This is a genomic window from Sinanaerobacter chloroacetimidivorans (assembly GCF_018128545.1).
GTDB classification, from domain to species: Bacteria; Bacillota; Clostridia; order Peptostreptococcales; family Anaerovoracaceae; genus Sinanaerobacter; species Sinanaerobacter chloroacetimidivorans.
Map to the genome: position 1 here is coordinate 1 of NZ_JAGSND010000004.1, position 25,328 is coordinate 25,328.

The window sequence follows — 25,328 nt, forward strand, 5'->3', positions numbered from 1 at the left end:
AAAATCATGAGATGAGGTTATGAAAATATCAAAACTGCGAACCAGCTTTGCGTTATCACATAAAATTAGACCTTTTGTTGATCAGACAAAAATTGTGACTTAGTTTCACAAACTAATAAATAATAAGTCAGGAACTGAATATATTGTAAAAACCGGAGGTTAGCATGATGAAAGTGAAAAAAATCCTGTTGGTAATAGCAGGTATTTTATTTTTGATAATTGGTGCTATTGGAATTGTTGTCCCGGTACTGCCTACGACTCCATTGGTAATCTTATCCGCTATTTGTTTTTCTGGCAGCAGCGAAAAACTTTATCAGATGTTGCTAAAAAGCAAGTACTTTGGAAGTTATATAGAAAATTACAGAAATAAAACCGGTGTTCCGGCTGAAGTAAAGAGAAGAGCCATCTTTTTCTTATGGGCCATGCTGGGAATTTCCATGTTTTTATCCAAGAATCCTAAGATAATTATATTGCTTGCTGCTGTCGGAATCGGTGTGACGATTCACATTTGCAGTTTAAAGAAGAAAGAGGAGAAGTCATGAATCTAACCGGAATTGCCATTGGTGCTGCTACATTTATTATCATTGGGTTATTTCATCCCATTGTAGTAAAAGCTGAATATTATTTTTCGAAAAAAATTTGGCCGCTATTTCTGATTGCCGGAGTTATTTTTGTAATCGCTTCTATGCTGACCAGACACCCGGTTTTGTCTCCGATTTTCGGAATCCTTGGATTTGTATGTTTATGGAGCATTAAAGAATTGACGATGCAGGAGGTACGAGTAAAAAAAGGATGGGCAAAAATGAATCCATACAGAAGATATTAAGATAGAGAATACTGCGACCTGCGATCTGATTGGCTGATATAATTTTGTCAGCTATTTAAATATATAGAGATTTTGTCCGATGAGCATTTTATACCCCCGTTGCATACTATGAATAGGAAGCCTTATGGCGACCTTTATTCTACACGGAGGTGCAACATGATTTATCTTGACAATGGAGCAACCAGCTTTCCAAAACCAAAGGGAATGCTTATGGCGATGAATGAGTGTATCAGCACTTATTGTGGTAATCCGGGGCGATCGGGACATTCTATGTCAATGAGGACAGGGGAAGAGGTATTTAAAGCAAGAAGAGCAGTAGGGGAGCTATTTGGTATTAAGGATTACAGCAGAATTCTATTTACTTTAAATACTACCGGGGCTTTAAACCTTGGTATTAAAGGTGTTCTGGAGCCTGGCGATCATGTGGTAACTACGTCCATGGAGCATAACTCTGTTCTAAGGCCACTAAGAGCACTTGAAAACCAAGGAATAGAAACCACCATCGTAAAATGCGGGATGGATGGTTCTTTAGATATAAACAGTATAAAAAATGTGATTAAGGAGAATACAAAACTTATCGTATGCACACATGCTTCCAATGTAACAGGGACCATAATGCCAATCAAAGAATTAGGTGCTTTTGCAAGAAAGAAAAAAATTCTATTCATGGTGGACGGAGCCCAAAGCGCTGGAAGTGTTCCTATTGATGTGGATTCGATGAATATAGATCTTTTAGCTTTGCCAGGTCATAAAGGATTGCTTGGCCCGCTAGGAACAGGTCTGCTTTATGTAAGAGAAGGTGTAAATGTAAAGACCCTAATAGAAGGGGGAACCGGTACCAATTCGAAAGATCTGATTCAGCCCTGGGAATATCCGGAGGGATATGAGTCCGGTACTGTAAATGCTCCCGGAATTATCGGATTGGGATATTCTTGTAAATATGTTAAAAAAATGGGGATTCAAAATATTAAAAACTATGAGGATGAGTTAATTGAAATTTTGGATGGATCTTTAAGAAATATGCAAGGCATTACTGTTTACGGCCCTTGGGACTGCAGGAAAAAGACTGGTATTGTTACCTTCAATATTAATCACTTAAGCTGCGAAGACGTATGTGATAAGCTGAACGGTTACGGTATTGCCTCGAGAGGTGGTTTCCACTGTGCAGGGCTTGCTCATAAAACCATTGGAACCTATGACACCGGTGCTATTAGATTAAGCGTTGGCCCATTTAATACAAAAAAAGATATTCAGACGGCTGTAAGAGCCATATACCAGATCAAAAAAGTATGATATAATAGTTCCAACTATTGACTTCCAGCGTTGCTGAAAGGAAGGAACTATTGCATCATAAACTTCAAAGAGCCAAAACTGCCTAATTTTGAAGTTTATGATTTAAATGAACACAATTATTGAGATGCAGCGTTGCTGCAAGGAAGTGTTCATTGAATCACGCGTCAACCAGACATGCATGCTAAAAAAGCTATATAAAATAGTGATATATGGGAGAACAAAAGATAAAATGAAAATTCAAATTATAAACGGACCAAACCTGAATATGTTAGGAATCAGAGAGCCGGAAATATACGGTACCCTAACCCTTAATGAAATTAACCGAAGGATAGAAGAGCATGCTAAACCGCTTGGTATTGAATTATCCTTTTTTCAGTCCAATCATGAAGGAGCGATTATCGATAAAATTCAGGAGTGCTTTGGACAAGCTAATGGTATTATTATTAACCCCGGTGCTTATACCCATTACAGCATCGCTATACGTGATGCTCTTGCAGCGGTAGGAATTCCCACTGTTGAGGTTCATTTAAGTGATATTAACTCGAGGGAGGATTTCAGAAAAATATCAGTAATCAAAAATGTCTGCGTGAAGCAGATTTGGGGAAAAGGTGTTCATTCCTATTTGGAAGCATTGGAATATCTGTCTAAATAATTTCGAGCAGTAATGAATACACTTAGAAAGAGAGAAGATTATGATCAGGGAAAACACCACCTTAATGAGAGAAATCATCGAAAAAATGGACTATATGGCTAGAGTTATGGATGCAGAACATAAAGTGATCTATATGAATGAGAAAATGCGTACCTTATTCAGCCATACCCTGGGGCATATCTGTTATAACCTTCTTGGAAAGTCGGAAAAATGTGATCATTGTGTTACATCGGGTTCGAAAGAGACCGGAAAAACGGATACGAAAGATGTTCTGATCGGCGATAGGTACTATGAGGTAATGTCATCACCGGTCAGCATAAATGGGGGAGAAAACTATTCAATAGAGTTGCTTCATGATATAACAGATCAGAAAAAGATACAGGATGAATTATTAAAACAATATGAAAAGCTGAAATTAGACTTAGAATTTGCAAAACAAATACAATATAGTACATTGCCAATAGACGGTGATTACTGGGATTCAATAAAAATAAACGCCATTTATCAGCCCAGTGAAGACCTGGGAGGCGATCTCTTCGATATTGTAAAAATAGATAAAGAGAAAACCTTGCTTTACATAGCCGATGTTTCGGGACATGGTGTTAAGTCCTCGTTGCTGACTATTTTTCTGCGGCAGCTTATCAGGGGACGAACCTATGAATCTACGGTAGACCTAAAAGAAATCCTTGATACGCTTATAAAAAGCTATAATGATTTGAAGATTAATGAGGAGCAATATCTAAGCGTACTTTTCTGCTGCTATGATAAAACAAAAAAAGAACTTGTTTTGTTAAATGCAGGGCATAATTGCCTTCCGATGATTGTAACCAAGAATGGCCATATGAAAGAGGTTATCGTTCGGGGCATGCCTATTTGCAACCTGATTCAAAATCCCAATCATGAAGAAGTTGTCATAAAGGTAGAGAGCGGTGATCGGATCCTGCTTTTCACGGATGGAATTACAGAAGCCTATAATGATAGGGGCATTCCTTTCGGTTCCGAAGGAATTACTAGGATCGTAAAGGAAAACCTTCAATTGGACGGAAAGGCCCTGGCAAAGAAGATTGTTGAAGGGGTGAATGATTACACAGGTACATTGCCGATAGACGATGTGGCTGTCATAGTAGCCGAGATTTTATGATTCGCCATTTTTCACGCTGTCAATACCTTGATTTGCCAATTCGTCAGCCCGATGATTCATTTTGGTAATATATAAAAAATCATCTTTTGTGAACTTTGGACCGTTCCACTCGATGAATTTTTGATAGAGAGCATCGATATTCGTATTTTTACTGTTTAAATTAACGTGTCCTTTGACCCTGTAAAAATCAATCTGATGCTTGTTTATAACAGCAAAAAGAGCTTCCCATAGATCGCGGTTTTCAACGTCGGTTTTTTTGGATGTTTTCCAGTTGTTGCGGTACCAATTCTCATACCATTTTTCGCGGAAACAGTTCATCAAATAGGAGCTGTCGGAAAAAACCCGGATGGAAAGGTTCTCTTTTGTCAGGGCCTGTAAAGCATTGAGCAGAGCTTCCATCTCCATACGATTGTTGGTTGTATTGCGTTCTCCGCCAAAAAGTTCCTTTTGATGTTCACCGTATTCCAGAATGGCCCCCCAGCCGCCGATATTTGTTTCGTTTTGGTTGCCCGAGCAGGCACCATCGGTATATATATTCATTGATTTCATAAAATGGCTCCTTTTGCCTTTGTAATATTCTAGTAATGATTATGCCTTAATTAGGAAAAACAAGCAAGGGGCTAAAGATGATGAAAAAAGAAGAATTTAAATGAAATTTACGGCACAAAAGAAATGTAAAACTATTTTAAACGCGGCGTAACACGTTTGTAATATACATATTATATACTTAGCTTATGAATAATGGTGTAATTTAGGCTTCGTTTACCAGGAAGTATTTTTTGTTTTGGAAAGGAGGAAGAAAAAGGATGAAAAAATGTCTTGCTGCATTGATTATCGTATTATCAATGTTGTTCAGTACTGTTTTTGCCCATGCTGCTGCTGATCCTGCTGTTGTCCTTGTTAATCCGGCAGCTAACAGTACTGTTTATTCCACGAATCTTCTGATTTCCATAAAGGTAACGCAGCCCAAAACGATAAAAGTAAAAGTATTTGAGGAAAAGCAAATGGTAAATGGTACTTTAAGTGCCATCAATATCAATTCTCTGTCCGTAGCCAACGGAACACTGAGCAATGCGAGCTTTACTCCTGTTCTCAAATTGGCTGCGGTTACTTATACATGCAGTAACAACTTAAGCTTTTTTACAAAGCAAGTAAATGACGTGTCCCCTGGATTATATAGGATCCAGATCGAAACGGTGGATGAAAATGGAAAAGTTTTATACACCAATAACAGTTATGTAGCGGTAAAGGAAAAAACAGAGGGGGCAGATGCGAAAATCTTTGAAACACCGCAGTCCGGAACTATGCAGTTCTTGCAGAATCTGCTGAAAAGCATATTTGGAAATTAAAGGCGGCTGATGAATGATGACGAAGCCGATGCTGATTGAAAAACTGAAGAACATTCTTTTAGTAGTATTGTTGCTATCTACGATACTACTATTGTATTTTTTTTGGGGCAATCTTTCTTTTGAAAAGCTGGGAATGCAGGAACCTCAAATAGAGCAAGAGGTTCCCTCGGTAAGAGAAGTCCTGCGCCCTTACCGGATGATTATTAATTTTGGTTCTGAAAACTATACGGTAGTCACCACAGAAAAACCATATCTCTGGGACGGAGCCGAGAATATCGGATTTATTTACGAACTGAAAAAATTCAGCCAGACGGAGAATCTTCTCGTTGAGGAAATAACCTATTCGCAGTATCAGGAAATTATGAACTATAAAAGTTCCATAAGGGCAGAATTCCAATATAATATTCCTTTTGCGGATTTCTGCAGCGAATATGAAATCAAAAAAAACCAGAGCTATAACGCTATTGAAACCTTAACAACGGTGGGGTATTCGGAAGGCAGCCCGGAAAGTATCTTTCTATACGACGGCAAAAATTCAAAATATTATCGGATTGTTGCTGATTCGGATCAAACAACATTTACAGCTTTGATATCTACAGTGGAGCAGGAAGGTTATCTTAATTATTATCCCATCAGCGTCTACCTGGGGATTGAAAACCATACTCTTGTCCTCCCTGAACTTCAGGCAAATTTGAAAAGCTTTTCCTATCAGCAGGAGGCATATGCTCACCAGGTGGATAAAATCAATGAAATGGCGGAGTCTTTCTTTGGCGAAAATTTTGATTTTGTACGAAAAATTAAAGAGGATAACGGAACTATTATCTATATGTATGGGTATGGTCAAAATGTATTGATTGTTAATAACGACGGAAGTTTTGTCTATAAGGAGGATGAGCCGGACAGAGTCAGTTCACAGCAAAGCTATTTTGATTCTTTAAAAACTGCCCTTCAATATGTGGCATCTCACGGTTCTTGGGGATCTTTGGATGGAGCAGTTATGAAACCATATCTAAAAAATATAAGGATCAATCCGGAGGGGAAAAAAGGTTATCGATTTATATTCGGAATGGAAATAAACGGAACCCGTTTATATTATGAGCAAGGGGAAATCATCACAGTGGATGTTATCCAGGGGCAGGTTACGTATTATAACAGAAATATGATTCATTTTGACCAGGAAGAAGTAAACACCCTCCAGGCAGCTTCTTTCGAAGATACTGCCACCGCCGGCAATACGATTGCACAAAATTATCAATATATCTATGGTATCCTGATCAATACCAAGAATATTACGGAGCCTGTTGATCAAAGCCGTATTTTTGAAGAAGTAGCAGGGCTTATCACCAACATTCAGACGGGATATGTAAAAACCTTGAATTCTTCGCAGGATTTCGAGGTAAGTCCTGCATGGATCGTGTCAATAAACCGTATCAATATTTACTTTGATTTGTACAGTGCGGAGCCTTTAGGATATTCGGAAGAATAGGAAGGGATTTTCAATGGATTGGACGAAAGCAAAAAATATACTGATAGTTGCACTACTTGTAACAAATTTGGTACTTGTATTGACTTATGCCTTCCGGGATAATTCCTTTAGCAGCACCGATGAGGACGTCCTGAAGGATACAATAGAACTTCTGGAAAGCAAAAACATTTACATCGAAACAACCATTCCCAGCAAGCATAGTAGAATGCCCGTATTATCGGTTGAATATGATAAAATCAATCAGGATCTGGTGGATAAACAGCTGGAGCAGCAGAAAGCTCTTCCGAAAGGGGAGCGCAGTGATGACAACATCGTAGAAATGACCAAAGACTTTCTGGAACGCTGTGGAATGCTTACCGAAAATGTGACTTTTGAGTCCGTTGAGAGACGAGGGGAGCAAATCACAGTCGCCTATAAGAACTATTTCAACGATATAGCCATTGAAGAAAACTACATCATATTCTCAGTGTATGAGGGAAAGATCGACCAAGTCCAAAGATTCTGGGTTAATCCAATAGAAACCGGAAAGACCAAGAAAGAAATCATTCCGGCAGTAGATGCACTGATAAAATTTATGAGCGAAAATGAAGAAGATGCAAAAGTATATGTGGAGGATATTTCACTGGTATACTGGCTGGATTCTGAGTCCTTTGACGCTGAATCTCCTGTATCTGATACGGCATTTCCTGCGTGGAAAATTACCTATAATCAAGGAAAAATCAAATATGTTATGGCCTATGAGCAGTAACAAGACTGGGCGTCATATAGTTACAGCAATAAATGCTATTACGTTTACAATACTATCTTAAAAATAACAACGAAAAAACAAACAAATAACACGAAACCAACACAATAATAAGAGACAATTAAGGAGAGATTTCCAATGACGTTAAGCTTTTGTTCCTTTTCCAGCGGAAGCAGCGGAAACTGTTATTTAATAAAAACACAGCAGACAGCTTTGCTTATAGATGCGGGTATCAGCGGTAAAAAAATTTTTGAAGGCCTTGAAAAAACCGGGACTTCTCGAGAAATGCTGGCTGCGGTATTGATTACTCACGAGCATACGGACCATACAAAAAGTATAAAAACTATAATGAAAAAGCAACCTTCAATAAAAGCCTATGCCAATGAGAAGACCTGGAATTGCCTTGACCAAGAAATCTGTCAGGAGCAAAGAAGGGTCTTTACTACAGGGGACGCGTTTGAAATTGGCGACATTCGGGTAAAAACCTTTCGAGTATTCCATGATGCTGCAGATCCGGTAGGCTACTCTTTTTATTCAGGGGAAAAGCAGATCAGCGTAGTAACAGATACGGGATGCATGAGAGATGAAATCATTGATGAAATCAAAAGCGCAGATATTCTCATATTGGAGGCTAATCACGATGTAGATATGTTAAGGGTCGGAAAATATCCGTGGTTCCTGAAACAGCGTGTGTTGGGAGAGGAAGGACACCTTTCCAATGCGGCAGCAGGAGAGACGATACTGAGGCTGCTTTCTGAAGATAATAAAGAAAGATGTGTATTGCTTGCACATCTGAGTAAGGAAAATAATTTTCCGGAGATGGCCTATCAGACAGTAAAAAACATACTGGAGGAAGCAGATTATTACATAGGAAAGCATATTAAATTGAATACTATCATTAGAGATGAGGTAAGCTTAATTTATCAAATATGAATTAGGGGGAATTAATATGGAATTTGAGGAATTTGATAAGGAAAGTTTAGATGGAACACCGGAAAGAGCAGAGGATAAGACAGAGAACTTTAAGGCAGAGTCCATTACGACGGAATCCTATATAGCACCGGAGCCAACGCAGCCTGCTAAGAAAAAGAAATCCGGAAAAGGCAAGAGAATCGTGTCACTGATATTGATCGTTGTTTTATCTGCCGGAGCAGGCTTTGGAGGCGGTCTGGCAGCTATGTATTACGCCCAGGATATCATCCCCGGATTTGCAGTGCGTAGTGATATTACCATCAAACCGGAAAGCAATATTAATACAGCAGAAGCTATAGCTGAAAAAGTAATTCCATCTGTTGTCGGTATCAGTACAAGCACAGAGGTTACTTATCAAAGCTGGTTTGGGGAGCAAAAAGGGGTGGCCAGCGGAGTCGGTACGGGGATTATTGTGGATGAAAAAGGCTATATCCTGACAAATTCACATGTGGTAAGTGATGGAACTGCAGAGAAAATAGTTGTTCAGCTGACCGATGGAAGAGAAGTAACCGGAACTGTATTATGGAACGACAAAAATATCGATCTTGCTATCGTAAAAATAGAAGCAAATAATTTAACGGCTGCAGAGCTTGGTGATTCCGAAGATGTAAGAATTGGATCCTATGCCTTAGCTATTGGAAATCCTTTGGGACTTGCCTTTGACCGCAGCCTAACCCAGGGAGTGATCAGCGGATTGAACAGAACCATTACCGTGTCAGACGGGCAGAACCAAATCACCATGGATGGATTACTTCAAACGGACGCTTCCATTAATTCCGGAAATAGCGGAGGGCCGCTTCTTAACAGCAAAGGGCAGGTAATCGGTATCAATTCAGCAAAAGCGCAAAGCGGCGAAGGGCTCGGATTTGCCATCCCGATCAATACTGCAAAACCCATCGTAGATGAAATTAAATCAAAAGGTGAATTTAAACGAGCATATATAGGAATCAAGGGCGGAAGCGTTTCGGAATATCTGGCGGCCTATCCGGATGCGAACCTGGGGTCTGAAAAAGGTGTTTACATCGCACAGATCTATACCGATTCTCCGGCTGCAAAGGCAGGGTTAAAAGAGGGCGACATTATCATCGGTGTGAATGATGACAAGGTTGACACCATGACGCAACTCATCAGTACACTTTTCCAATACCGTCCGGGCGACTCCGTTTCACTTAAAGTAGTCAGAGACTTAAGAACCATCACCGTTAATGTAACATTGACAGAGATGGAGGAATCAAGATAAAATTGAAGGAGGCAATGGGAATTGCCTCCTTTTATATCATATAAGTTTTTAAAAGTAAAAAGTAGATTAGCAGGAACGGAGCGGTTATGAATATCCATATTATCTGTATTGGAAAACTGAAGGAAGATTACTGGACAAATGCGATTAAGGAATACAGCAAAAGACTCAGTAAATATTGTACATTGTTAATAAGCGAACTAAAAGAAGAAAAGTCTCCGGATAATCCTTCTCAGGCTGAAGAATTGGCTATAAAAGAGGCAGAAGGCAGGCGCATCTTAAAACAGATCAAAAAAGACTCCTACGTTATTGCCTTGGAGATACAAGGGAAGCAATTAACTTCGGAAGAGCTTTCAGAAAAGATTCAGGAGCTGGGCGTTTCCGGCAAAAGTGATATCAGCTTTATCATCGGAGGTTCTATTGGACTGTCTCAGGAGGTTCTTTCCCGCGCAGATTTTAGATTATCCTTTTCAAAAATGACCTTTCCCCATCAGATGATGCGAGTCGTGCTCCTGGAGCAGATTTACAGAAGCTTTAAGATTATAAAAAAGGAAAGTTACCACAAGTAACTTTCAGAAAAGAAGCAATAAGTATGAATAAATAATGGCATTCAATCAAAATCGGTTGGATGCCTTTTCTTAATTTCGTATGATTGCACATCATCTCTTTCTTTCCTTGTCAGTACAACACTTAAAATAGGGATGCAAAAATTGTAAATATTGAAGAAAAATACTTTTCAGTATATAATTTGAATATATATTCTATGAGCTTAATTTAGAAGTTGGTGGAAATACAAGGGTGGATTATAATACGTCAAACATTTTTAACGATACCGGTTGGGCAGAATGGACAGATTATTAAGAAGTTGATAAAAAATAAAATCAAACCCTGATAAGTGACGGTCATCCGTAACTTAGTCCGTTATAACGTAACACACCCTGTAGAGATTGCAACAAACCGAAATTGGGTTGAATTTAGATATCTGTTTCAAGTATCATAATGATAGAGTTAACTCCAATAATTATTTAAGGGAAGGGGGCAGAAAGATTCTTGAAAATCAATATCGAACAATCAAACACTTATAGCGAAGTTGAGATAACCATAAAGTGTAACAACATCGATGAAGGTCTTGAAAATCTAATATCAAGCATACGGTTATACAGTTCAACGATTAGCGGTAAGAAGGGTGCTAAGATTTATTTCTTAAAACCCGAAGATGTTTTTTATTTTGATACAGTGGATGAAAAAGTTTTTATTTATACTTCAGACTGCGTTTATGAAACAAATTTAAAACTATATGAAATAGAGGAACGTTTTATAGGCAGCAGCATTATCAGAGTAAGTAAATCTATAGTATTGAATTTGATAAAAATTGATTATGTATCACCTTTATTAAACGGAAGAATTGAAGCTGTACTTCAAAATGGAGAGAAAGTGATTATTTCAAGACAATATGTTCCTATATTTAAAAATAAATTGGGTTTATGAGGAGATTCTATGAAAAATATAACAATACAATTTTTCTTTTTAGGGTTAATGATTGCATTTACTATTTCGGTATTGATGGTATCCGCCATATTAGCCATAACTACGGATGCTGCAATGTTGCCTATCAGTTTAATTTGGCAGACCTTTTTACTTTCAATACTTTGTTCTCTTATTAATTTGGTTTATCGTTCAGAGAAATTGAAATTTTTTTGGCAATCTATCATCGGCTATATTCTCACCACCGCAACAATCATCTCATGCGGTTTGATCTTTGGTTGGTATGGAGCAAACAGTTTTGATAGAATAAGTTTCATTCTGATTTCATTTTTCGTATATTCATTATTTTATTTAATAACGTGGATCATCATATGGCAAATAGCCAAATCAAAGAAAAAAACTCTAAACGATAAATTAAAGGAATTTAAGCAAAAACAATAATAAAGAAAATAAAACATTAACAAAACAATAGCATTGAATAATGAAGCTTATGGTTTTATCCGGGTCTATATAAAACTAAAAGAATTAAGATTTTTTCAAACTTTTCATTTGATACATTCTCATATCTGCAAGCCGATAAAGTGTATCAAGAGAATAAAAACCTTCTCTAAAAGCAGCTATGCCAAAACTAAAATTTGGTACAAATTTTTCTTCAGTAAAAATATTTTGTGATGCCAGAAAATCAAATTTTATGATTTCCAATTTTTCTTCCGGTGGAATTGGGTCATCATGGAGAATGGCAACAAACTCATCGCCGCCGTATCTCCCGCAAAGCTCATTCTTTCCAAGATGATTGCTGATAATCATAGAGAAGGTTTTTATAACTTCGTCACCGTAGCTATGACCCAACGTGTCATTTGCTTCCTTTAAATTATCCAAATCTATAAGGATAAAATACATATTTTCAGTCTGAAGAGAGCGTGAATTCAGTATTAAGGCTGCCTCTTTATCAAAGCAGCTTCTGTTCAGTAAATTCGTTAGACTGTCGTATTTTGAAAGATAGAATATCTCTTGGTACAATTTTTGATTGTTAATGATGATGCTGATCTGGTTGGACATATAATCTAAAATATAAATATCCTGTTCGGTAAAAATGTCGTTTTCATCACCATCAATACATAAAAGCCCAACCAGCTCCTTATTGATAAATAACGGAGCCGATACTTCAGATCGTAATGCAAACCCGCTATCTCCGGAATTTACAATATTTTTTTCAAGGACAATGTCCTCCAATCTGTTGATGATAACCGTTCTATTCGGATTCCCCTCAGTTGCTATGTATAAGAATGATTCCTCAAGCTTTAGTTTAAAATTAGTTATTTCATCTTGATTAAAACCAACAGAAGCCTTTGCAACAAGAAGACCCTCCGAATTAAACATCAAAATACTTCCAAACTTCGCCTTCGGGATAAGCTTCAGACATGTATCCAGAATGTACTGATATAAATCGGTTGGGTGATTCGTGTTCACCACTCTGTTTGCTATGTCTAATGCAGCCTCACGGATCCTTATCAGCTGTCGCATTTCGTACTGTATAGATGAATTTTTTTTGTATGATTGGAGCAGTAAAGCTGCCAGCATAGTCATTGTCAGTAATAAGAATATAATCATATAAAATAACCTCTAATGAAAAATCAGAATTTTACAATAACTTCATAGCAACTATATTTTATCATTGTATTTTTAAACAACAGCTCTATTTAACTAATGTGTTATACCCCCATAATGTTGAAGCCGCAGTCTACATGTGTAACTTCCCCGGTTATACCGCTTGAAAGATCGCTCAAATAAAAAATGGAAGCTTTACCGATATCCTCTTTGGTCACACACCGTTTTAAGGGAGCTTGTCCTTCTGCCACATTCAAGATGCTGCTGAAATTGCTTACTCCCATGGCGGACATTGTTTTAATCGGACCGGCAGATATGGCATTGACTCGTATCTTGAAACTGCCCATATCCGATGCCAGGTACATGACACTAGTTTCTAAAGCCGCTTTGGCCACTCCCATCACATTGTATCCACTGAATACTTTTTCCGAGCCCATGTAAGTCAGTGTCAATATGCTTCCTCCGTCAGTCATCACATCTTTTGCTCTTCTGGAAACCGCTACAAGAGAATACGCGCTTACGTCTAAGGCATGAGCAAAACCTTCTCTGGAAGTATATAAAAATGGGTTCTTCAATTCTTCCGCATTTGCATGTGCAATTGCATGAACAACACCGTGTATTACGCCGTACTTTTCTTTTATCACATCGAATAGTTCGTCAATATCATTGTCCGAAGAGATATCGCAAACATAAACAGAAAAATTACCTATATCAGAAATCAGCTTTTCTGTTTCTTTTTTTTCACGTTCACTTTGACATGTAAATATCAGATTTCCGCCTTCCAGGGCAGCGGCTTGCGCAATCCCCCAGGCGATGCTCCATTTATTTCTAAGACCCATAATTAGTATGTTTTTATTTAATAATAAAGATCCCATTCTTGATATATCCTCCTAAAGAAACTTGATTGATTCATAAATCATTATATTATACATAAATCGTATTAGCCGGCAGCCAAGGCTCTAATATCTCATAGGGAATTTTTAAGCCATCGATACTCTCGCCGATATTGACATCAGGCTTTACTTTTCCATGGTAGTCACTGCCTCCGGATGCAAAAAGCCGGTGTTCTCTGCAATAGGTAAGCAGGATATTCGTTCTTTCTAAAGAATGAAGAGAATGATAGCACTCTATTCCATCGAGTACGGATAAGGAAACTAATGAATCCAAAAAACATTGGTGATCCTCGGTAAAATATCCGTAAAGATGTGCAAGGAAAGCCATTCCGCCGGCTTTCTTGATAAGCGCAGAGGCTTCCTGAATCGTAGGATAATTTTTTGTCTGTTCAAGGAAAAAAGGACTCTCAGAATTATTTACGCAGGTTCTGTAAAAGGCATTGACACTCTCCCAGACTTCTTCTGTGAAGTGATTTTTATTTTCCGGATATTTTCTGAGATCCGCATGCATGATCTGAGTAGCAAAGTATTTACTGTTTTTGATCGATAAGTTATCACTGCATTTGATGTTCAGATTTCTGCATATCTCCGTCATTTTTTTCAGATAGGTGTTCTCCCGCTCCAGGAACCTTTCATCAGAAATAAGGCCATCTGAACGCAGTGTGTCAAGATCCATACCATACCCTAATATTTCAATGGGATATCCTTCGTGTACAACGGAAAACTCACAACCCGGAATAATCCCGCCTTCATAGTAATCCCCGATCTTCAAAGCACTTAACTTTTCATAGGCGCCGATTGAGTCATGGTCGGTTATAGAGATATATTTTAAACCCAATCGCTGTGCTTTGATCAGAATCTCTTTTGGTTCGTCCGAACCATCCGATGAAGTTGTGTGAATATGTAAATCTATCATACTGCAGCTCCTGATGATGGTTTTATTAACATAGTTATTTTATTACGATTTAGTTAGAATGGCAAATATAAGAGCGTTTTAATTTCTTACCTGCCTGAAATATTCTGCCGATAGCTTATATTATATCCTCCTGATTCTTTGTTTAAGACTCACATGGTATAGTGTAATTCATTGAAAAGAATAGACTTATGCTTTTCAATGAATTATTATATAGATAGATAGAGTACACCCTTAAGAGAGTACAATCTAGGGACCCTTTTCTTATGTTTTCTAATGCCGGCTTCCAAAGCTGCCGCCAGGGCCAAAGTTGATTCATGAATCGGATCAAAAGATTCTGTAAAAATTATCATAAATTTTAATTTCCAACGATACAATGAAAAGAGGGATAAGCTGTGAAGAAACTATTCAGATTACAAAGCAGTCTGTTAAAAGAAATTGACTATTACGAGAAGATGGTGCCGGAGCGGGATCATTTCATTGATTGGGAGCGGGTCCATATTTCCAGTTGTGCAAAGCTGGGATATTTACTGGCAGAGGAAAGGGGAGTTGACCCTGAATTGGCAGCTTGTGCCTGCGCCTGTCATGATTATGGAAGAATCATTACCGGTAAGCAGAAAGGGCATGCAGAGGCAGGGTATGAACCCGTTCAGGAATTTTTAGCAAAAACAAAGCTTTTTACCGAGGAAGAAATCAAAAAAATTGCTGTTGCTGTGAAAAATCACAGCCAAAAAAGTGAGGTCGGAAGTCCGCTGGAGGAAATCGTAAAGGATGCCGATGTATTGGATTTTCATCAGTATGGCTTTGAATTTCCACGGGAAGAACAAAAGAAAAGGTTGGAAAGACTAATTTTACAAAAAAGCGTGATAAAATGAGATTTTTCGAAAAATTATAAAAAAAATGTTGAATACTGTATACTTTTTATATAAAATGTTTACAAAGCGCTTCTGGTAAAAAGCTTGAGCGCTTTTCGTTTTAACATCAGTGCTAACAATTTAAAAAAAATAGTCACTCATTTTCTGGTTAGCTATCATCTTGAAAGGAGAGCTTGTTGTGAAAAGACAAAGTAGTGTACGCATAATGCTTTTAACGATAATGCTGGTATTATGCAGTGGAGTCATCGCGTTTGCTAGTGAGGCCGAGGGACATCACAACCTGGGCGAATTGCTGCCAATTTGGAGTGTACTGCCGTTTGTTGGTATGTTGCTTTCCATCGCTATTTTCCCGCTGGTCAAGCCGGAATGGTGGGAACACAATATGATGAAGGTAGTCATTTTTTGGTCACTTGTCTTCCTGATTCCCTTTGGAATTGCCTTTGGGGCAAATGCCCTCATCTTTAACATTCTTGAAATCGTTCTTTTAGATTATTTACCCTTTATTGTTTTACTCTTTGGATTATTCGTAGTAGCCGGAGGAATTATATTAAGAGGAACTCTTATCGGAACACCAAAGGTAAACATCATACTACTGCTGATTGGTACAATTCTGGCAAGCTGGGTTGGAACCACCGGTGCAAGTATGCTCTTAATCAGGCCGGTAATCAGGGCGAATCAATGGAGGCAGAAAAAAGCGCATATCATTGTTTTTTTCATATTCCTGGTTTCGAATATCGGAGGCTGTCTGACTCCGGTGGGAGATCCGCCTTTATTCCTTGGATTTTTAAGAGGTGTTCCTTTCTTCTGGACCATGAAACTCTTCCCGATCATGCTGCTGAATGTGATTATTCTGTTAGTAGTTTTGTTTTTCCTTGATAATTATTACTACAAAAAGGAATTGGCGGCAGGGAGAAGCCCGCAGGATGTCATTGGAGATAAACCAAAGCAGCCGTTAAAAGTTGAAGGTGCACATAATCTGATCTTTATGGCTATGATTGTCGGTGCTGTTATTCTTAACGGAATGCTGCCAAACTTTGAAGCTTTCGCTGATCAGGTTACCGGTGAAGTCTACGGTTTACATATTTTCGAGGGTGTCGTTGTAGGATACAACAGCATCATCCAAATGGTGATTATATTACTGGCAGCGTTTTTATCCATGAGAACGACTAAAAAAATTATCAGAACGGATAATTGCTTTACCTGGTTCTGTATTCAAGAGGTAGCAACCTTGTTCATCGGAATCTTTATAACCATGATTCCTGCTCTTGCTTTACTGAAAGCCCACGGTTCAGCTTTAGGTCTGAGCTCTCCGCTACAGTTTTTCTGGGTCACCGGCGCCTTGTCCTCTTTCCTTGACAATGCACCGACTTATCTGGTTTTCCTTACAACAGCGGGATCCCTGGGATTTGCTGAAGGGATTGCAACCACAGTTGGAATGATTGCTCCGACCATGCTTCTGGCAATCTCAGCGGGAGCTGTATTTATGGGAGCTAACACGTATATTGGTAACGCGCCGAACTTTATGGTTCGATCCATTGCAGAAGAGAATAAGATACCAATGCCAAGCTTTTTTGGGTATATGCTATGGTCTGTATGCTTCCTGGTTCCGCTTTTTGTAATAGATACGGTAATCTTTTTCCTAAGATAGCGGCACAGATGTACTATGAAACAATATAAATGAAATACCAAATTATATAAGCATTCTGAAAACCTTGAATAGAAAAATACTATGTAATTACTTTTACAGAATTACATAGTATTTTTTCTATATAAAAACTATTTAATTTCTTTAGAATTTTTTATTTTCATGGTCTTGGCTTAATTGATAGTTTATGAGATTTGGTTTTCTGTCGCAGGTTCTTGTCACTCAAACTTTTTCGTCGCATCCAGATATTTACCCAGAATACCGATGTTTGCATAGTACATGGAAAACTTGTCATTCTTTTTCACCTGAACAAGTTCGGCATCCACCAGCTTCTTGATATGCTGTGAGATGGTAGCCTGAGAATAGTCAAAGGCGGCCACGACATCTTTATTGCAAACCGGTGTCCGATTTCGATTGCTCTGCATGATAAATCTATAAATTTTAATCCTCGCCGGATGCGCCAGTGCGTCCGAAACCTTTGCAACCAGAAGGATTTCGTCTTCCTGCATTTCATCTGATTCTTTTCTAAGTCTCATTGTCTGTTAGTTCTCCTTTGATCATTCCAATAATAAATCGCTTATTTGCAATGCACTTTTCCATTATATAGATGTTATGGGGTCAAGTCAAGGATACAATATCTCAGGGGGTTGCTTTTATCTGGCAGCAAGATGCAGAGCAAATAAATTTGCACCCTGCTCAGATTTGTGTTATTCTATTAATATCGTACAGGCACCGGAAGCAAAGGTCAGAAAATAAAGTGGGACAAAGCTGAAGTACAGGGAGGCGGGAAAATGAAAATCAGAGATTATGAATACGTAATGCAAAAACTTTTGCAGCTTGTTGATGAAGGGGTTCACGTCATTGATGCTGAAGGGAACAGCATTATCTACAATGATGCCATGGCCCGGCTGGAAAAAATGCATCGAAAAAGTGTTTTGAAACAACCCTTTACAGAAGTTTTTAAAAATATCAACGCAGAAGAAAGTACGCTGCTGCAAGCGCTTTATCACCAGAAGGTTACCATGAACAAGCAGCAAACTTACCTGAACAGGGACGGAAAGGTAATCAATACAATTAACAGTACCATTCCCGTCATCGATGGAGACCGGGTGATCGCTGCCATAGAGGTATCCAAGGATATTACTGATATTAGAAGAATGTCCAATACCATTCTGGACCTTCATAAGGAAACGTTGGAGCCGGAAAGAGCCAAGCAGCACAAAATCAGGAAGTACAATTTTGATAATCTTATTGGACAGAACAAGGAGTTTCTGGAGACCATTGCAACAGCCAGGAAAGCAGCCAAAAGCTCAGCCTCGGTGTTTATTTACGGAGAAACGGGAACCGGGAAGGAGCTTATTGCTCAAAGCATTCACTTTGACAGTCAAAGAAAGGATAAGCCTTTTTTGGCACAGAATTGCGCGGCCTTACCGGAAAGTCTTCTGGAAGGCATTCTCTTTGGTACGTCAAAAGGTGGTTTTACCGGGGCCATTGACCGGGAAGGCTTATTTGAGCAGGCGGACGGAGGAACCCTGCTGCTGGATGAGATCAGTGCCATGCCCTACGAGCTCCAAGGGAAGCTGCTTAGGGTACTTCAGGAAGACTATATCAGAAGGGTCGGAGGGACAAAAGATATCCCTATCGACGTAAGAATCATTGCAACTATCAACGAAAGACCGGACTATCTGATCCAAAGCGGCAAATTCAGAAAAGATCTATATTACCGATTGAATATTATCAGTATTGATCTGCCCCCCCTTAGGGAGAAAAAGGACGACATTCTGCTCCTTGCCAATAAATTTATGGAGAAATATAGTAAGCGGTATAATAAGGGGGTCTGGATGCTTTCTGACAAGGCGAAGGAAAAACTTCTGGATTATGATTACCCCGGAAATGTAAGAGAGCTTGAAAATATAATTATGGCAGCAGTATCCATGGCTGAGGAAGAGCATATTCTGACGGAAAAACATATTTTGGTTAACAATGAAGAAGCGGCCTTGCATAAAAGCAGTGCCGATCTGAGCCAGATCGGGATCGATGCCTTTTTGGATAAAACGGAAAAGGAAATCCTGGAAAAAGCGCTGGCCAAGTACGAAAGGAATATTACAAAGGCCGCGGCGTACCTGCAGATAAAAAGGCAGACTCTTCAGCATAAAATGAAAAAATATAATTTATAACACGATATCTTAATGAATGTTTTATTTACTATTTCAATATAATGCATGTTGTTTCATGACAAACGCAAAATAATTTGCGTGAAAGCGCAAAAATGTTTGCTCTCAATGTCGGTTTTTAATCTTCTCAGAGGCGAGGTTTCACAAAAAACCTTGCCTTTTTTGCTTTTCACTATATTTTTTCGCTCTATTCTTAACAAAAATTCCTGCGTAATCCAGAAATTTCTCCAAATACTAGTATTGGCATAAATATTGCTGATTATATAGTTGCATCGCTTGTGGATGGCAATGCAAGCAGGATAACGTTCACAAGCTGAACAAATTGAATTGTATTACAAGAAATAAAAAGGAGAGAAAAAAATGAAGAATGTAAAAGTGATTATTTGGGGTCTTGGTGCAATGGGATCTGGTATGGCAGAAATGCTGCTTAAGAAAAAGGGCGTTGATATTGTTGGAGTAGCAGGAAGAGGCTCCAAAGTTGGCAAGAGCATGTATGATTTTCTTTCTGTTGAAAGAGGTGATCGTCCGGATGTCATTATTGGTTCTCCGGAAGATGTCATCACGGAAAAAGCGGCGGACGTTGTTCTTTGCTGTACCGATTCCTTTACAAAAACTGCATTTGATAGATTAAAGTTTGTTTTGGAGAAGAAGATTAATGTTATCTCCAGTGCTGAAGAGATGGCTTATCCTCAGGCACAATCCCCTGAGCTTGCAGAAAAGCTTGATGAGATTGCAAAAGCAAACGGTGTTTCCATTCTGGGAACCGGTATCAATCCGGGACTGATCATGGACTTATTGGTAGTGATCATGACCGGATGCTGTGAGGAAGTTGAACATATCGTTTCCAGAAGAGTAAACAGCTTATCCCCATTCGGTCCTGCTGTAATGGAAGAACAGGGAATCGGCATAACGAAAGAAGAGTTCATAGATGGTGTCAGAACCGGTAAGCTCTCCGGACACGTTGGATTCCACGAATCCATTCAAATGATTGCAGATGCTATTGGCTGGAAGGTTGATAAGGTAACTCAGTCCATGGATCCTATCATGACAGACGTAGACCGCAAATCACCTTATGGCTTTGCCAAAGCAGGCAATGTTGCCGGCTGCGCCATGAAAGGCTTTGGATATGTGGACGGTGAACTGAAAATTGAGATGGATCACCCGCAGCAGATCGAACCGGAACAAGTCGGCGTAAAAACCGGAGATTATGTCATCATTAAAGGAACTCCGAACATCAATATGGTAAATTCTCCGGAAGTACCGGGTGGTATCGGAACCATTGCTATGTGCGTGAATATGATCCCTCATATTATCAATGCAAGACCTGGTCTTCACACCATGCTGACACTTCCTGTTCCAAGAGCGATTATGGGAGATTTGAGAGAAATGATCAGTGAAGAGGCTAAAATTGTAAAATAAATAGGAATATAGGGTATTTTTATAATGGCAACCTGCCAGGCATATTTTCTCGTTAACACGCTCGCTTCGCTCGAACGGTTATCTCGAAAACATGCCGGCGCGGTTGCTGGATAAAATTTTCTGAGATCCTTAAATTATTTTAAATTTTGGAGATAAGTAAAGAAACTAAGAAGGTGAGAGAAATGGTAAGGAAAGGTGAATGGGTAAGAATCCATAAGAACATATTGGAACCTTCGGAGCGGGCTCCCCAGGTTCCTGAGGACACGAAAAAAGTGCCGCTGGAAATGTGGGATAAGGGATATCTTCAGGAGGATGCTGAGCTTGGTGGCCAGGTGAAGATTATAACGGTAACCGGCAGAGAAGAAGAAGGAACCTTAATCGAAGTGAATCCCTATTACGAGCACGATTTCGGAAAGTTTGTACCGGAGCTTTTAGTGATCAGTAAACAGGTGCGAGATATTTTATTCGGAGGTGACAGATCATGAAGGAAAAAGACTATCAGTCTGTCATGGGCAGAAAAGCAGAAATCATGCTGAAGTCTGTAGGCATAGATTATTCCAAATTTGAGAGCGGATCCATCGCTTTTGATTATGAAAAAATGATGCGCGAAACCGGGTACACCCTGGAGGAGATGCAGAACATTCAATATAGTGTAAATGTAGGAAACACCCCGATCCTTGAGCTGAAAAATCTGACGGCACTGGCAAGGAAATTTGCACCGGAAGGCAAGGGCGCCAGAATCTTTATCAAGGATGAAGCCTGCAATCCTTCCGGCAGCTTTAAAGCAAGAAGAGCAGCAAACGCGGTTTATCACGCGAAAAGACTGGGCTATAAAGGGGTTATCGCTGCCACCAGCGGCAATTATGGTGCTGCTGTTGCCTCCCAGGCTGCCATTGCGGGACTGAAATGCATTATCGTTCAGGAATGCTACGACTCCAAAGGAGTAGGCCAGCCGGAGATCATTGAAAAGGCAAGAAAATGTGAAGCGTTGGGAGCGGAGGTTGTACAGCTTTCCGTAGGTCCGGAGCTTTTCTATAAATTCCTGTTGCTTCTGGAAGAAACGGAATATTTCAATGCTTCTCTCTATACTCCTTTTGGAATTGCCGGAGTTGAAACTCTCGGATATGAGATCTCCATGCAGTTCAGAGAAAAGTACGGAAAAGATCCGGATGCCGTAGTCTGCACCAATGCAGGCGGAGGAAATCTCACGGGAACTGCAAGAGGATTGGCAAAAGCAGGAGCGGCACCTACGATTATCGGAGCCAGTGTAAATCTTTCCGGATTGCATATGGCATCGGACGGTCAATTCAATAAAAAATCATTTACCACCGGCCATACAGGATTTGGAATGCCTTTCTCCTCCTGGCCGGATCGATCCGATGTACCAAGATCGGCTGCAAGACCGCTTAGATATATGGATCGATATGTAACCATTGCACAGGGAGAAGTATTTTATATGACGGAAGCCCTAGCAAGTCTGGAAGGACTGGAAAAGGGTCCTGCCGGAAATACCGCACTGGCAGCAGCATTTTCCATTGCTCAGGAAATGGATCAAGACCAGACGATCATTGTTCAGGAAACCGAGTATACCGGTGCAGGAAAGCACATCCAACCTCAGATTTCCTTCGCAAAGGACAATGGCATTGAAGTTTTCTTTGGAGATCCAAAGGATGAGGTGCCGGGAAAAAATATTATATTCCCATCCCATCCGTCTTTGATCAAGGTAAAGGATGTAGATCTGGATCATATGAGAAAATCCTTGATTAAGACTGCTGTAAATACTTATCAGGTTACTCCGACAGAAGCCGATATCAAGTTCCTGGCAGAAGAAACCAAGACAGATGCAGCTTTTGTAAAAGAAGTTTTAAAATCATTATAGATTTTCATTATAAAATATAATTGGTTTTAATAAAAGAAAGGAATAAAAGGATGAAAAGAGCTGATGATTTTCAAGAAAGAAGAAAGCATATCGCACATTTGAGCGATGAAGAATTATATCAGAGATTCTGGAAGCTCACGGAACAGGTAGTTGAACCATTGCTGGAATTGGGAAAAAAGAACACCACGCCATCCATCGAAAGGTCAGTACTGCTTCGAATGGGCATTTCTTCCCTTGAAACCAAGCCCATTGTAGAAGGGTGCATGGACAGAGGACTCATGGGAAAGGGTGCCGGCCATGTGGTATATAAATTAGCAAAAGCAAAGAATATTTCCGTAAAGGAAGCGGGAACACTGCTTGCTTCGGGAAAGTGCTGGGATGAAGTAACAGAATTGTTTAAAGGAGGGAAATAAGATGGAAGATATGAAATTAAAGCATAATGAAAAACTGGATATTGAAAACATCTTAAAGGACCTCGACAAATACAGACCAAAGAGAAGAGGCTGGACCTGGCGAACACCGGCACCGGATCTGAAGATGGGGCCATTTGAGTATCAGGACTCAACCAAACCATTGGAAAACAGCATCGGGCTGCCGTCTTCGAAATACTTTAAGGGGATCGATCCCCAGCCGACACCGGTAATTACCACCGAAATTGCATCCGGCAGATTTGAAGATGATATCAGACGTATGAGAATGGCGGCCTGGCACGGTGCTGATCATATTATGGTAATCAGGACCGCAGGACAGTCCCATATGGACGGACTCATTGAAGGAACGCCACAGGGTATCGGCGGAGTTCCCATTACCAGAAAACAGGTGCGTGCTCAAAGAAAAGCGCTGGATCTCATTGAAGAGGAAGTGGGAAGACCGATCAACTACCATTCCTATGTATCCGGAGTGGCAGGACCGGACGTTGCGGTAATGTTTGCAGAAGAAGGGATCAATGGAGCCCATCAGGATCCTCAGTACAATGTTCTCTATCGTAACATCAATATGGTCCGCTCCTTTGTAGATGCCTGTGAATCAAAGAAAATCATGGCCTGGGCAGATATCGCTCAGATCGATGGTGCACATAATGCCAACGCAACGGCAAGAGAAGCCTGGAAGGTCATGCCGGAACTGATCGTTCAGCATGCTATTAACTCCCTGTTCTCAGCAAAAGTCGGTATCAAGAAATCAAATATCTGTTTATCCACAGTACCGCCCACAGCACCGCCTGCCCCTTGTGTGTCCATGGACCTTCCTTATGCGGTAGCACTTCGTGAGATCTGCGATGAGTACAGAATGAGAGCTCAGATGAATACCAAGTATATGGAAGCCTCCGCTAGAGAAGCAACCGTAACCCACGTATTGAATATGCTGATTTCAAAACTGACTCGTGCGGATATCCAGTCTACTATTACACCGGACGAAGGCAGAAATGTGCCATGGCACATTTATAACATAGAGGCTTGTGATACGGCGAAGCAAGCCTTAACGGGAATGGATGGTCTCATGGAGATGATCCAGTTGAAAGAGGAAGGACCTCTGAGAGAAAAGGTAAGGGAAATCAAAGAAAGAGCTTGCCTGTTCATGGAAGAAATTGTAGAGTCCGGAGGATACTTCAATGCTGTAGAGGAAGGCTTCTTTGTAGATTCCGGCCAGTATCCAGAAAGAAACGGAGACGGAATTGCCAGAAAGGCAGAAGGCGGTATCGGCTACGGTTATATCTATGAAAGAGACGAGGACTATTTCGCACCGGTAACGGCACACTTCGGATACAACAACGTGACTCAGTACGGCGGTGACAGTGAAAATCCTTCCGCTGTGATCGGCGGCTGCACTTTCGAGGATCCGGATAAAATTGTCTATATAGACGAGTTGGATGAGTTTGATAACGTTAATGTCCGTATGGAAGAAACCGCTAAATACAGAAATACAAACCTCATCAAACCTGAAATGGAATGGCTTGCCGATGGAACTGTGATGATGAACATGTTCATCCCGGCTGAAAGAAGAGTGGCTGAGGTTGTTGCAGTGGAAATTGCAAAGAAAATGAATCTGGTAGATCCGGAAGTCATCAACCGTGAAATCATGCAGGAGGCGGAAGGAACCAGAATCGAGTTAAAGGGGAAAGTACCTTTCGATATCGACCTGGATACGCTGGTAATTCCACCAGAGCCGCATGTTTTAAGCGATGAGGAAATCCGAAAGGACATTGAAGCAAATCCGATGAAAATTGTCTGCGGAACCGTAGGAGAGGATGAGCATTCGGTAGGTCTTCGTGAGATCATCGATATCAAGCATGGCGGAATTGAACGCTTCGGCATCGAGGTTCATTATCTTGGAACCTCGGTTCCTGTGGAAAAACTTGTAGATGCTGCGGTTGAATTAAAAGCAGATGCCATCCTGGCTTCTACCATCATCAGCCATGACAATATCCACTATAAAAACATGAAACGGATTCATGAGCTTGCCGTAGAAAAAGGTATCCGTGATGACGTGATCATTGCAGCCGGAGGAACCCAGGTTATTCCTGAAGAGGCAGTAAAGACCGGCGTGGATGCCGGATTTGGCCGAAACAGCCACGGAATCGACGTCGCTACCTTCCTGGTAGAAAAACGAAGAGAGATGCATAAAAATTTATAATCTATAAAAATAACCAAAATTGAAAATCAAGATAGCACCTGCCTCGTAAATTCCTTAGGGTCACACGCTCGCCTCGTTCGGGGGACGGTGGCCGCAGGAACATAC

General features: G+C 40.0%; 26 protein-coding genes. 21 read left to right on the forward strand and 5 right to left on the reverse strand.

Annotated features, from left to right (window positions below):
• Positions 1-167: 167 nt before the first annotated feature.
• The 5 genes from KCX82_RS07450 (at position 168) to KCX82_RS07470 (ending at position 3,912) form a co-directional block, all read left to right on the forward strand.
• Positions 168-542 (forward strand): YbaN family protein, encoded by a 375-nt coding sequence (locus KCX82_RS07450; protein WP_227017827.1) that lies wholly within the window; start codon positions 168-170, stop codon positions 540-542.
• Positions 539-826 carry a DUF4491 family protein gene (locus KCX82_RS07455; protein ID WP_227017828.1) on the forward strand — a complete coding sequence of 96 codons (288 nt, stop codon included), beginning with the start codon at positions 539-541 and terminating at the stop codon, positions 824-826. Before KCX82_RS07450 ends, KCX82_RS07455 begins: the two co-directional genes overlap by 4 nt.
• 156 nt (positions 827-982) lie before the next feature.
• Positions 983-2,119 carry an aminotransferase class V-fold PLP-dependent enzyme gene (locus KCX82_RS07460; RefSeq protein WP_227017829.1) on the forward strand — a complete coding sequence of 379 codons (1,137 nt, stop codon included), beginning with the start codon at positions 983-985 and terminating at the stop codon, positions 2,117-2,119.
• 229 nt (positions 2,120-2,348) lie between these two features.
• Complete coding sequence (gene aroQ / locus KCX82_RS07465; protein ID WP_227017830.1) at positions 2,349-2,771, forward strand: type II 3-dehydroquinate dehydratase; 423 nt, start codon at positions 2,349-2,351, stop codon at positions 2,769-2,771.
• Positions 2,772-2,811: 40 nt separating this feature from the next.
• Entirely contained in the window at positions 2,812-3,912 is a 1,101-nt protein-coding gene (locus tag KCX82_RS07470; protein WP_227017831.1) for a PP2C family protein-serine/threonine phosphatase, read from the forward strand.
• Here the strand turns inward: KCX82_RS07470 and KCX82_RS07475 are convergent.
• Positions 3,907-4,461: an RNase H family protein gene (locus KCX82_RS07475; protein WP_227017832.1), complete on the reverse strand. Its 555-nt coding sequence runs from the start codon at positions 4,459-4,461 to the stop codon at positions 3,907-3,909. The two genes, KCX82_RS07470 and KCX82_RS07475, sit on opposite strands and share 6 nt — an antisense overlap.
• A gap of 257 nt (positions 4,462-4,718) precedes the next feature.
• On the opposite strand from KCX82_RS07475, the gene KCX82_RS07480 reads away from it, so the two are divergent.
• The 8 genes from KCX82_RS07480 (at position 4,719) to KCX82_RS07515 (ending at position 11,627) form a co-directional block, all read left to right on the forward strand.
• Complete coding sequence (locus KCX82_RS07480; RefSeq protein WP_227017833.1) at positions 4,719-5,261, forward strand: hypothetical protein; 543 nt, start codon at positions 4,719-4,721, stop codon at positions 5,259-5,261.
• Between the two features lie 13 nt (positions 5,262-5,274).
• The gene (locus tag KCX82_RS07485) at positions 5,275-6,747 is read left to right on the forward strand and encodes a hypothetical protein (protein ID WP_227017834.1); all 1,473 of its coding nucleotides are present in this window, start codon (positions 5,275-5,277) and stop codon (positions 6,745-6,747) included.
• A 13-nt stretch (positions 6,748-6,760) separates the two neighbouring features.
• Positions 6,761-7,495 (forward strand): two-component system regulatory protein YycI, encoded by a 735-nt coding sequence (yycI, locus tag KCX82_RS07490; RefSeq protein WP_227017835.1) that lies wholly within the window; start codon positions 6,761-6,763, stop codon positions 7,493-7,495.
• Positions 7,496-7,630: 135 nt separating this feature from the next.
• Positions 7,631-8,425 (forward strand): MBL fold metallo-hydrolase, encoded by a 795-nt coding sequence (locus KCX82_RS07495; protein ID WP_227017836.1) that lies wholly within the window; start codon positions 7,631-7,633, stop codon positions 8,423-8,425.
• Between the two features lie 16 nt (positions 8,426-8,441).
• Positions 8,442-9,704, forward strand: a complete 1,263-nt coding sequence (locus KCX82_RS07500; protein ID WP_227017837.1) for a S1C family serine protease — start codon at positions 8,442-8,444, stop codon at positions 9,702-9,704.
• Positions 9,705-9,790: 86 nt separating this feature from the next.
• The gene (rlmH, locus tag KCX82_RS07505; RefSeq protein WP_227017838.1) at positions 9,791-10,270 is read left to right on the forward strand and encodes a 23S rRNA (pseudouridine(1915)-N(3))-methyltransferase RlmH; all 480 of its coding nucleotides are present in this window, start codon (positions 9,791-9,793) and stop codon (positions 10,268-10,270) included.
• Between the two features lie 481 nt (positions 10,271-10,751).
• Positions 10,752-11,189 carry a LytTR family DNA-binding domain-containing protein gene (locus tag KCX82_RS07510; protein WP_227017839.1) on the forward strand — a complete coding sequence of 146 codons (438 nt, stop codon included), beginning with the start codon at positions 10,752-10,754 and terminating at the stop codon, positions 11,187-11,189.
• Positions 11,190-11,198: 9 nt separating this feature from the next.
• Positions 11,199-11,627, forward strand: coding sequence for a DUF3021 family protein (locus KCX82_RS07515; RefSeq protein ID WP_227017840.1), 429 nt, complete (start codon positions 11,199-11,201; stop codon positions 11,625-11,627).
• Positions 11,628-11,711: 84 nt separating this feature from the next.
• Here KCX82_RS07515 and KCX82_RS07520 read toward each other — a convergent pair whose 3' ends face one another.
• The 3 genes from KCX82_RS07520 to KCX82_RS07530 form a co-directional block, all read right to left on the reverse strand.
• Positions 11,712-12,710 carry a sensor domain-containing diguanylate cyclase gene (locus tag KCX82_RS07520; protein ID WP_227017841.1) on the reverse strand — a complete coding sequence of 333 codons (999 nt, stop codon included), beginning with the start codon at positions 12,708-12,710 and terminating at the stop codon, positions 11,712-11,714.
• Between the two features lie 188 nt (positions 12,711-12,898).
• Complete coding sequence (locus KCX82_RS07525) at positions 12,899-13,669, reverse strand: enoyl-ACP reductase FabI (RefSeq protein WP_227017842.1); 771 nt, start codon at positions 13,667-13,669, stop codon at positions 12,899-12,901.
• Between the two features lie 49 nt (positions 13,670-13,718).
• Entirely contained in the window at positions 13,719-14,603 is an 885-nt protein-coding gene (locus KCX82_RS07530; protein WP_227017843.1) for a PHP domain-containing protein, read from the reverse strand.
• A gap of 392 nt (positions 14,604-14,995) precedes the next feature.
• On the opposite strand from KCX82_RS07530, the gene KCX82_RS07535 reads away from it, so the two are divergent.
• Together KCX82_RS07535 and KCX82_RS07540 are read left to right on the forward strand one after the other, a co-directional pair.
• A complete protein-coding gene (locus KCX82_RS07535; protein WP_227017844.1) occupies positions 14,996-15,475 on the forward strand; it encodes an HD domain-containing protein in 480 nt (159 codons plus the stop codon).
• A gap of 178 nt (positions 15,476-15,653) precedes the next feature.
• The gene (locus KCX82_RS07540; RefSeq protein WP_227017845.1) at positions 15,654-17,123 is read left to right on the forward strand and encodes a sodium:proton antiporter; all 1,470 of its coding nucleotides are present in this window, start codon (positions 15,654-15,656) and stop codon (positions 17,121-17,123) included.
• A gap of 215 nt (positions 17,124-17,338) precedes the next feature.
• On the opposite strand, the gene KCX82_RS07545 is transcribed toward KCX82_RS07540, so the two are convergent.
• Complete coding sequence (locus tag KCX82_RS07545) at positions 17,339-17,656, reverse strand: ArsR/SmtB family transcription factor (RefSeq protein WP_227017846.1); 318 nt, start codon at positions 17,654-17,656, stop codon at positions 17,339-17,341.
• 255 nt (positions 17,657-17,911) lie between these two features.
• Between KCX82_RS07545 and KCX82_RS07550 the strand changes: the two genes are divergently transcribed.
• From KCX82_RS07550 to oraE, 6 genes are all read left to right on the forward strand, one after another.
• The gene (locus KCX82_RS07550; RefSeq protein WP_227017847.1) at positions 17,912-19,297 is read left to right on the forward strand and encodes a sigma-54 interaction domain-containing protein; all 1,386 of its coding nucleotides are present in this window, start codon (positions 17,912-17,914) and stop codon (positions 19,295-19,297) included.
• A gap of 357 nt (positions 19,298-19,654) precedes the next feature.
• The gene (gene ord, locus KCX82_RS07555) at positions 19,655-20,713 is read left to right on the forward strand and encodes a 2,4-diaminopentanoate dehydrogenase (RefSeq protein ID WP_227017848.1); all 1,059 of its coding nucleotides are present in this window, start codon (positions 19,655-19,657) and stop codon (positions 20,711-20,713) included.
• Positions 20,714-20,895: 182 nt separating this feature from the next.
• Positions 20,896-21,198 carry a 2-amino-4-oxopentanoate thiolase subunit OrtA gene (ortA, locus tag KCX82_RS07560; RefSeq protein WP_227017849.1) on the forward strand — a complete coding sequence of 101 codons (303 nt, stop codon included), beginning with the start codon at positions 20,896-20,898 and terminating at the stop codon, positions 21,196-21,198.
• Complete coding sequence (gene ortB / locus KCX82_RS07565) at positions 21,195-22,592, forward strand: 2-amino-4-oxopentanoate thiolase subunit OrtB (protein ID WP_227017850.1); 1,398 nt, start codon at positions 21,195-21,197, stop codon at positions 22,590-22,592. The genes ortA and ortB overlap by 4 nt, the downstream gene beginning before the upstream one ends.
• A 50-nt stretch (positions 22,593-22,642) precedes the next feature.
• A complete protein-coding gene (locus KCX82_RS07570; protein WP_227017851.1) occupies positions 22,643-23,005 on the forward strand; it encodes an ornithine aminomutase subunit alpha in 363 nt (120 codons plus the stop codon).
• Position 23,006: 1 nt separating this feature from the next.
• Complete coding sequence (oraE, locus tag KCX82_RS07575) at positions 23,007-25,223, forward strand: D-ornithine 4,5-aminomutase subunit OraE (protein WP_227017852.1); 2,217 nt, start codon at positions 23,007-23,009, stop codon at positions 25,221-25,223.
• Positions 25,224-25,328: the final 105 nt, after the last annotated feature.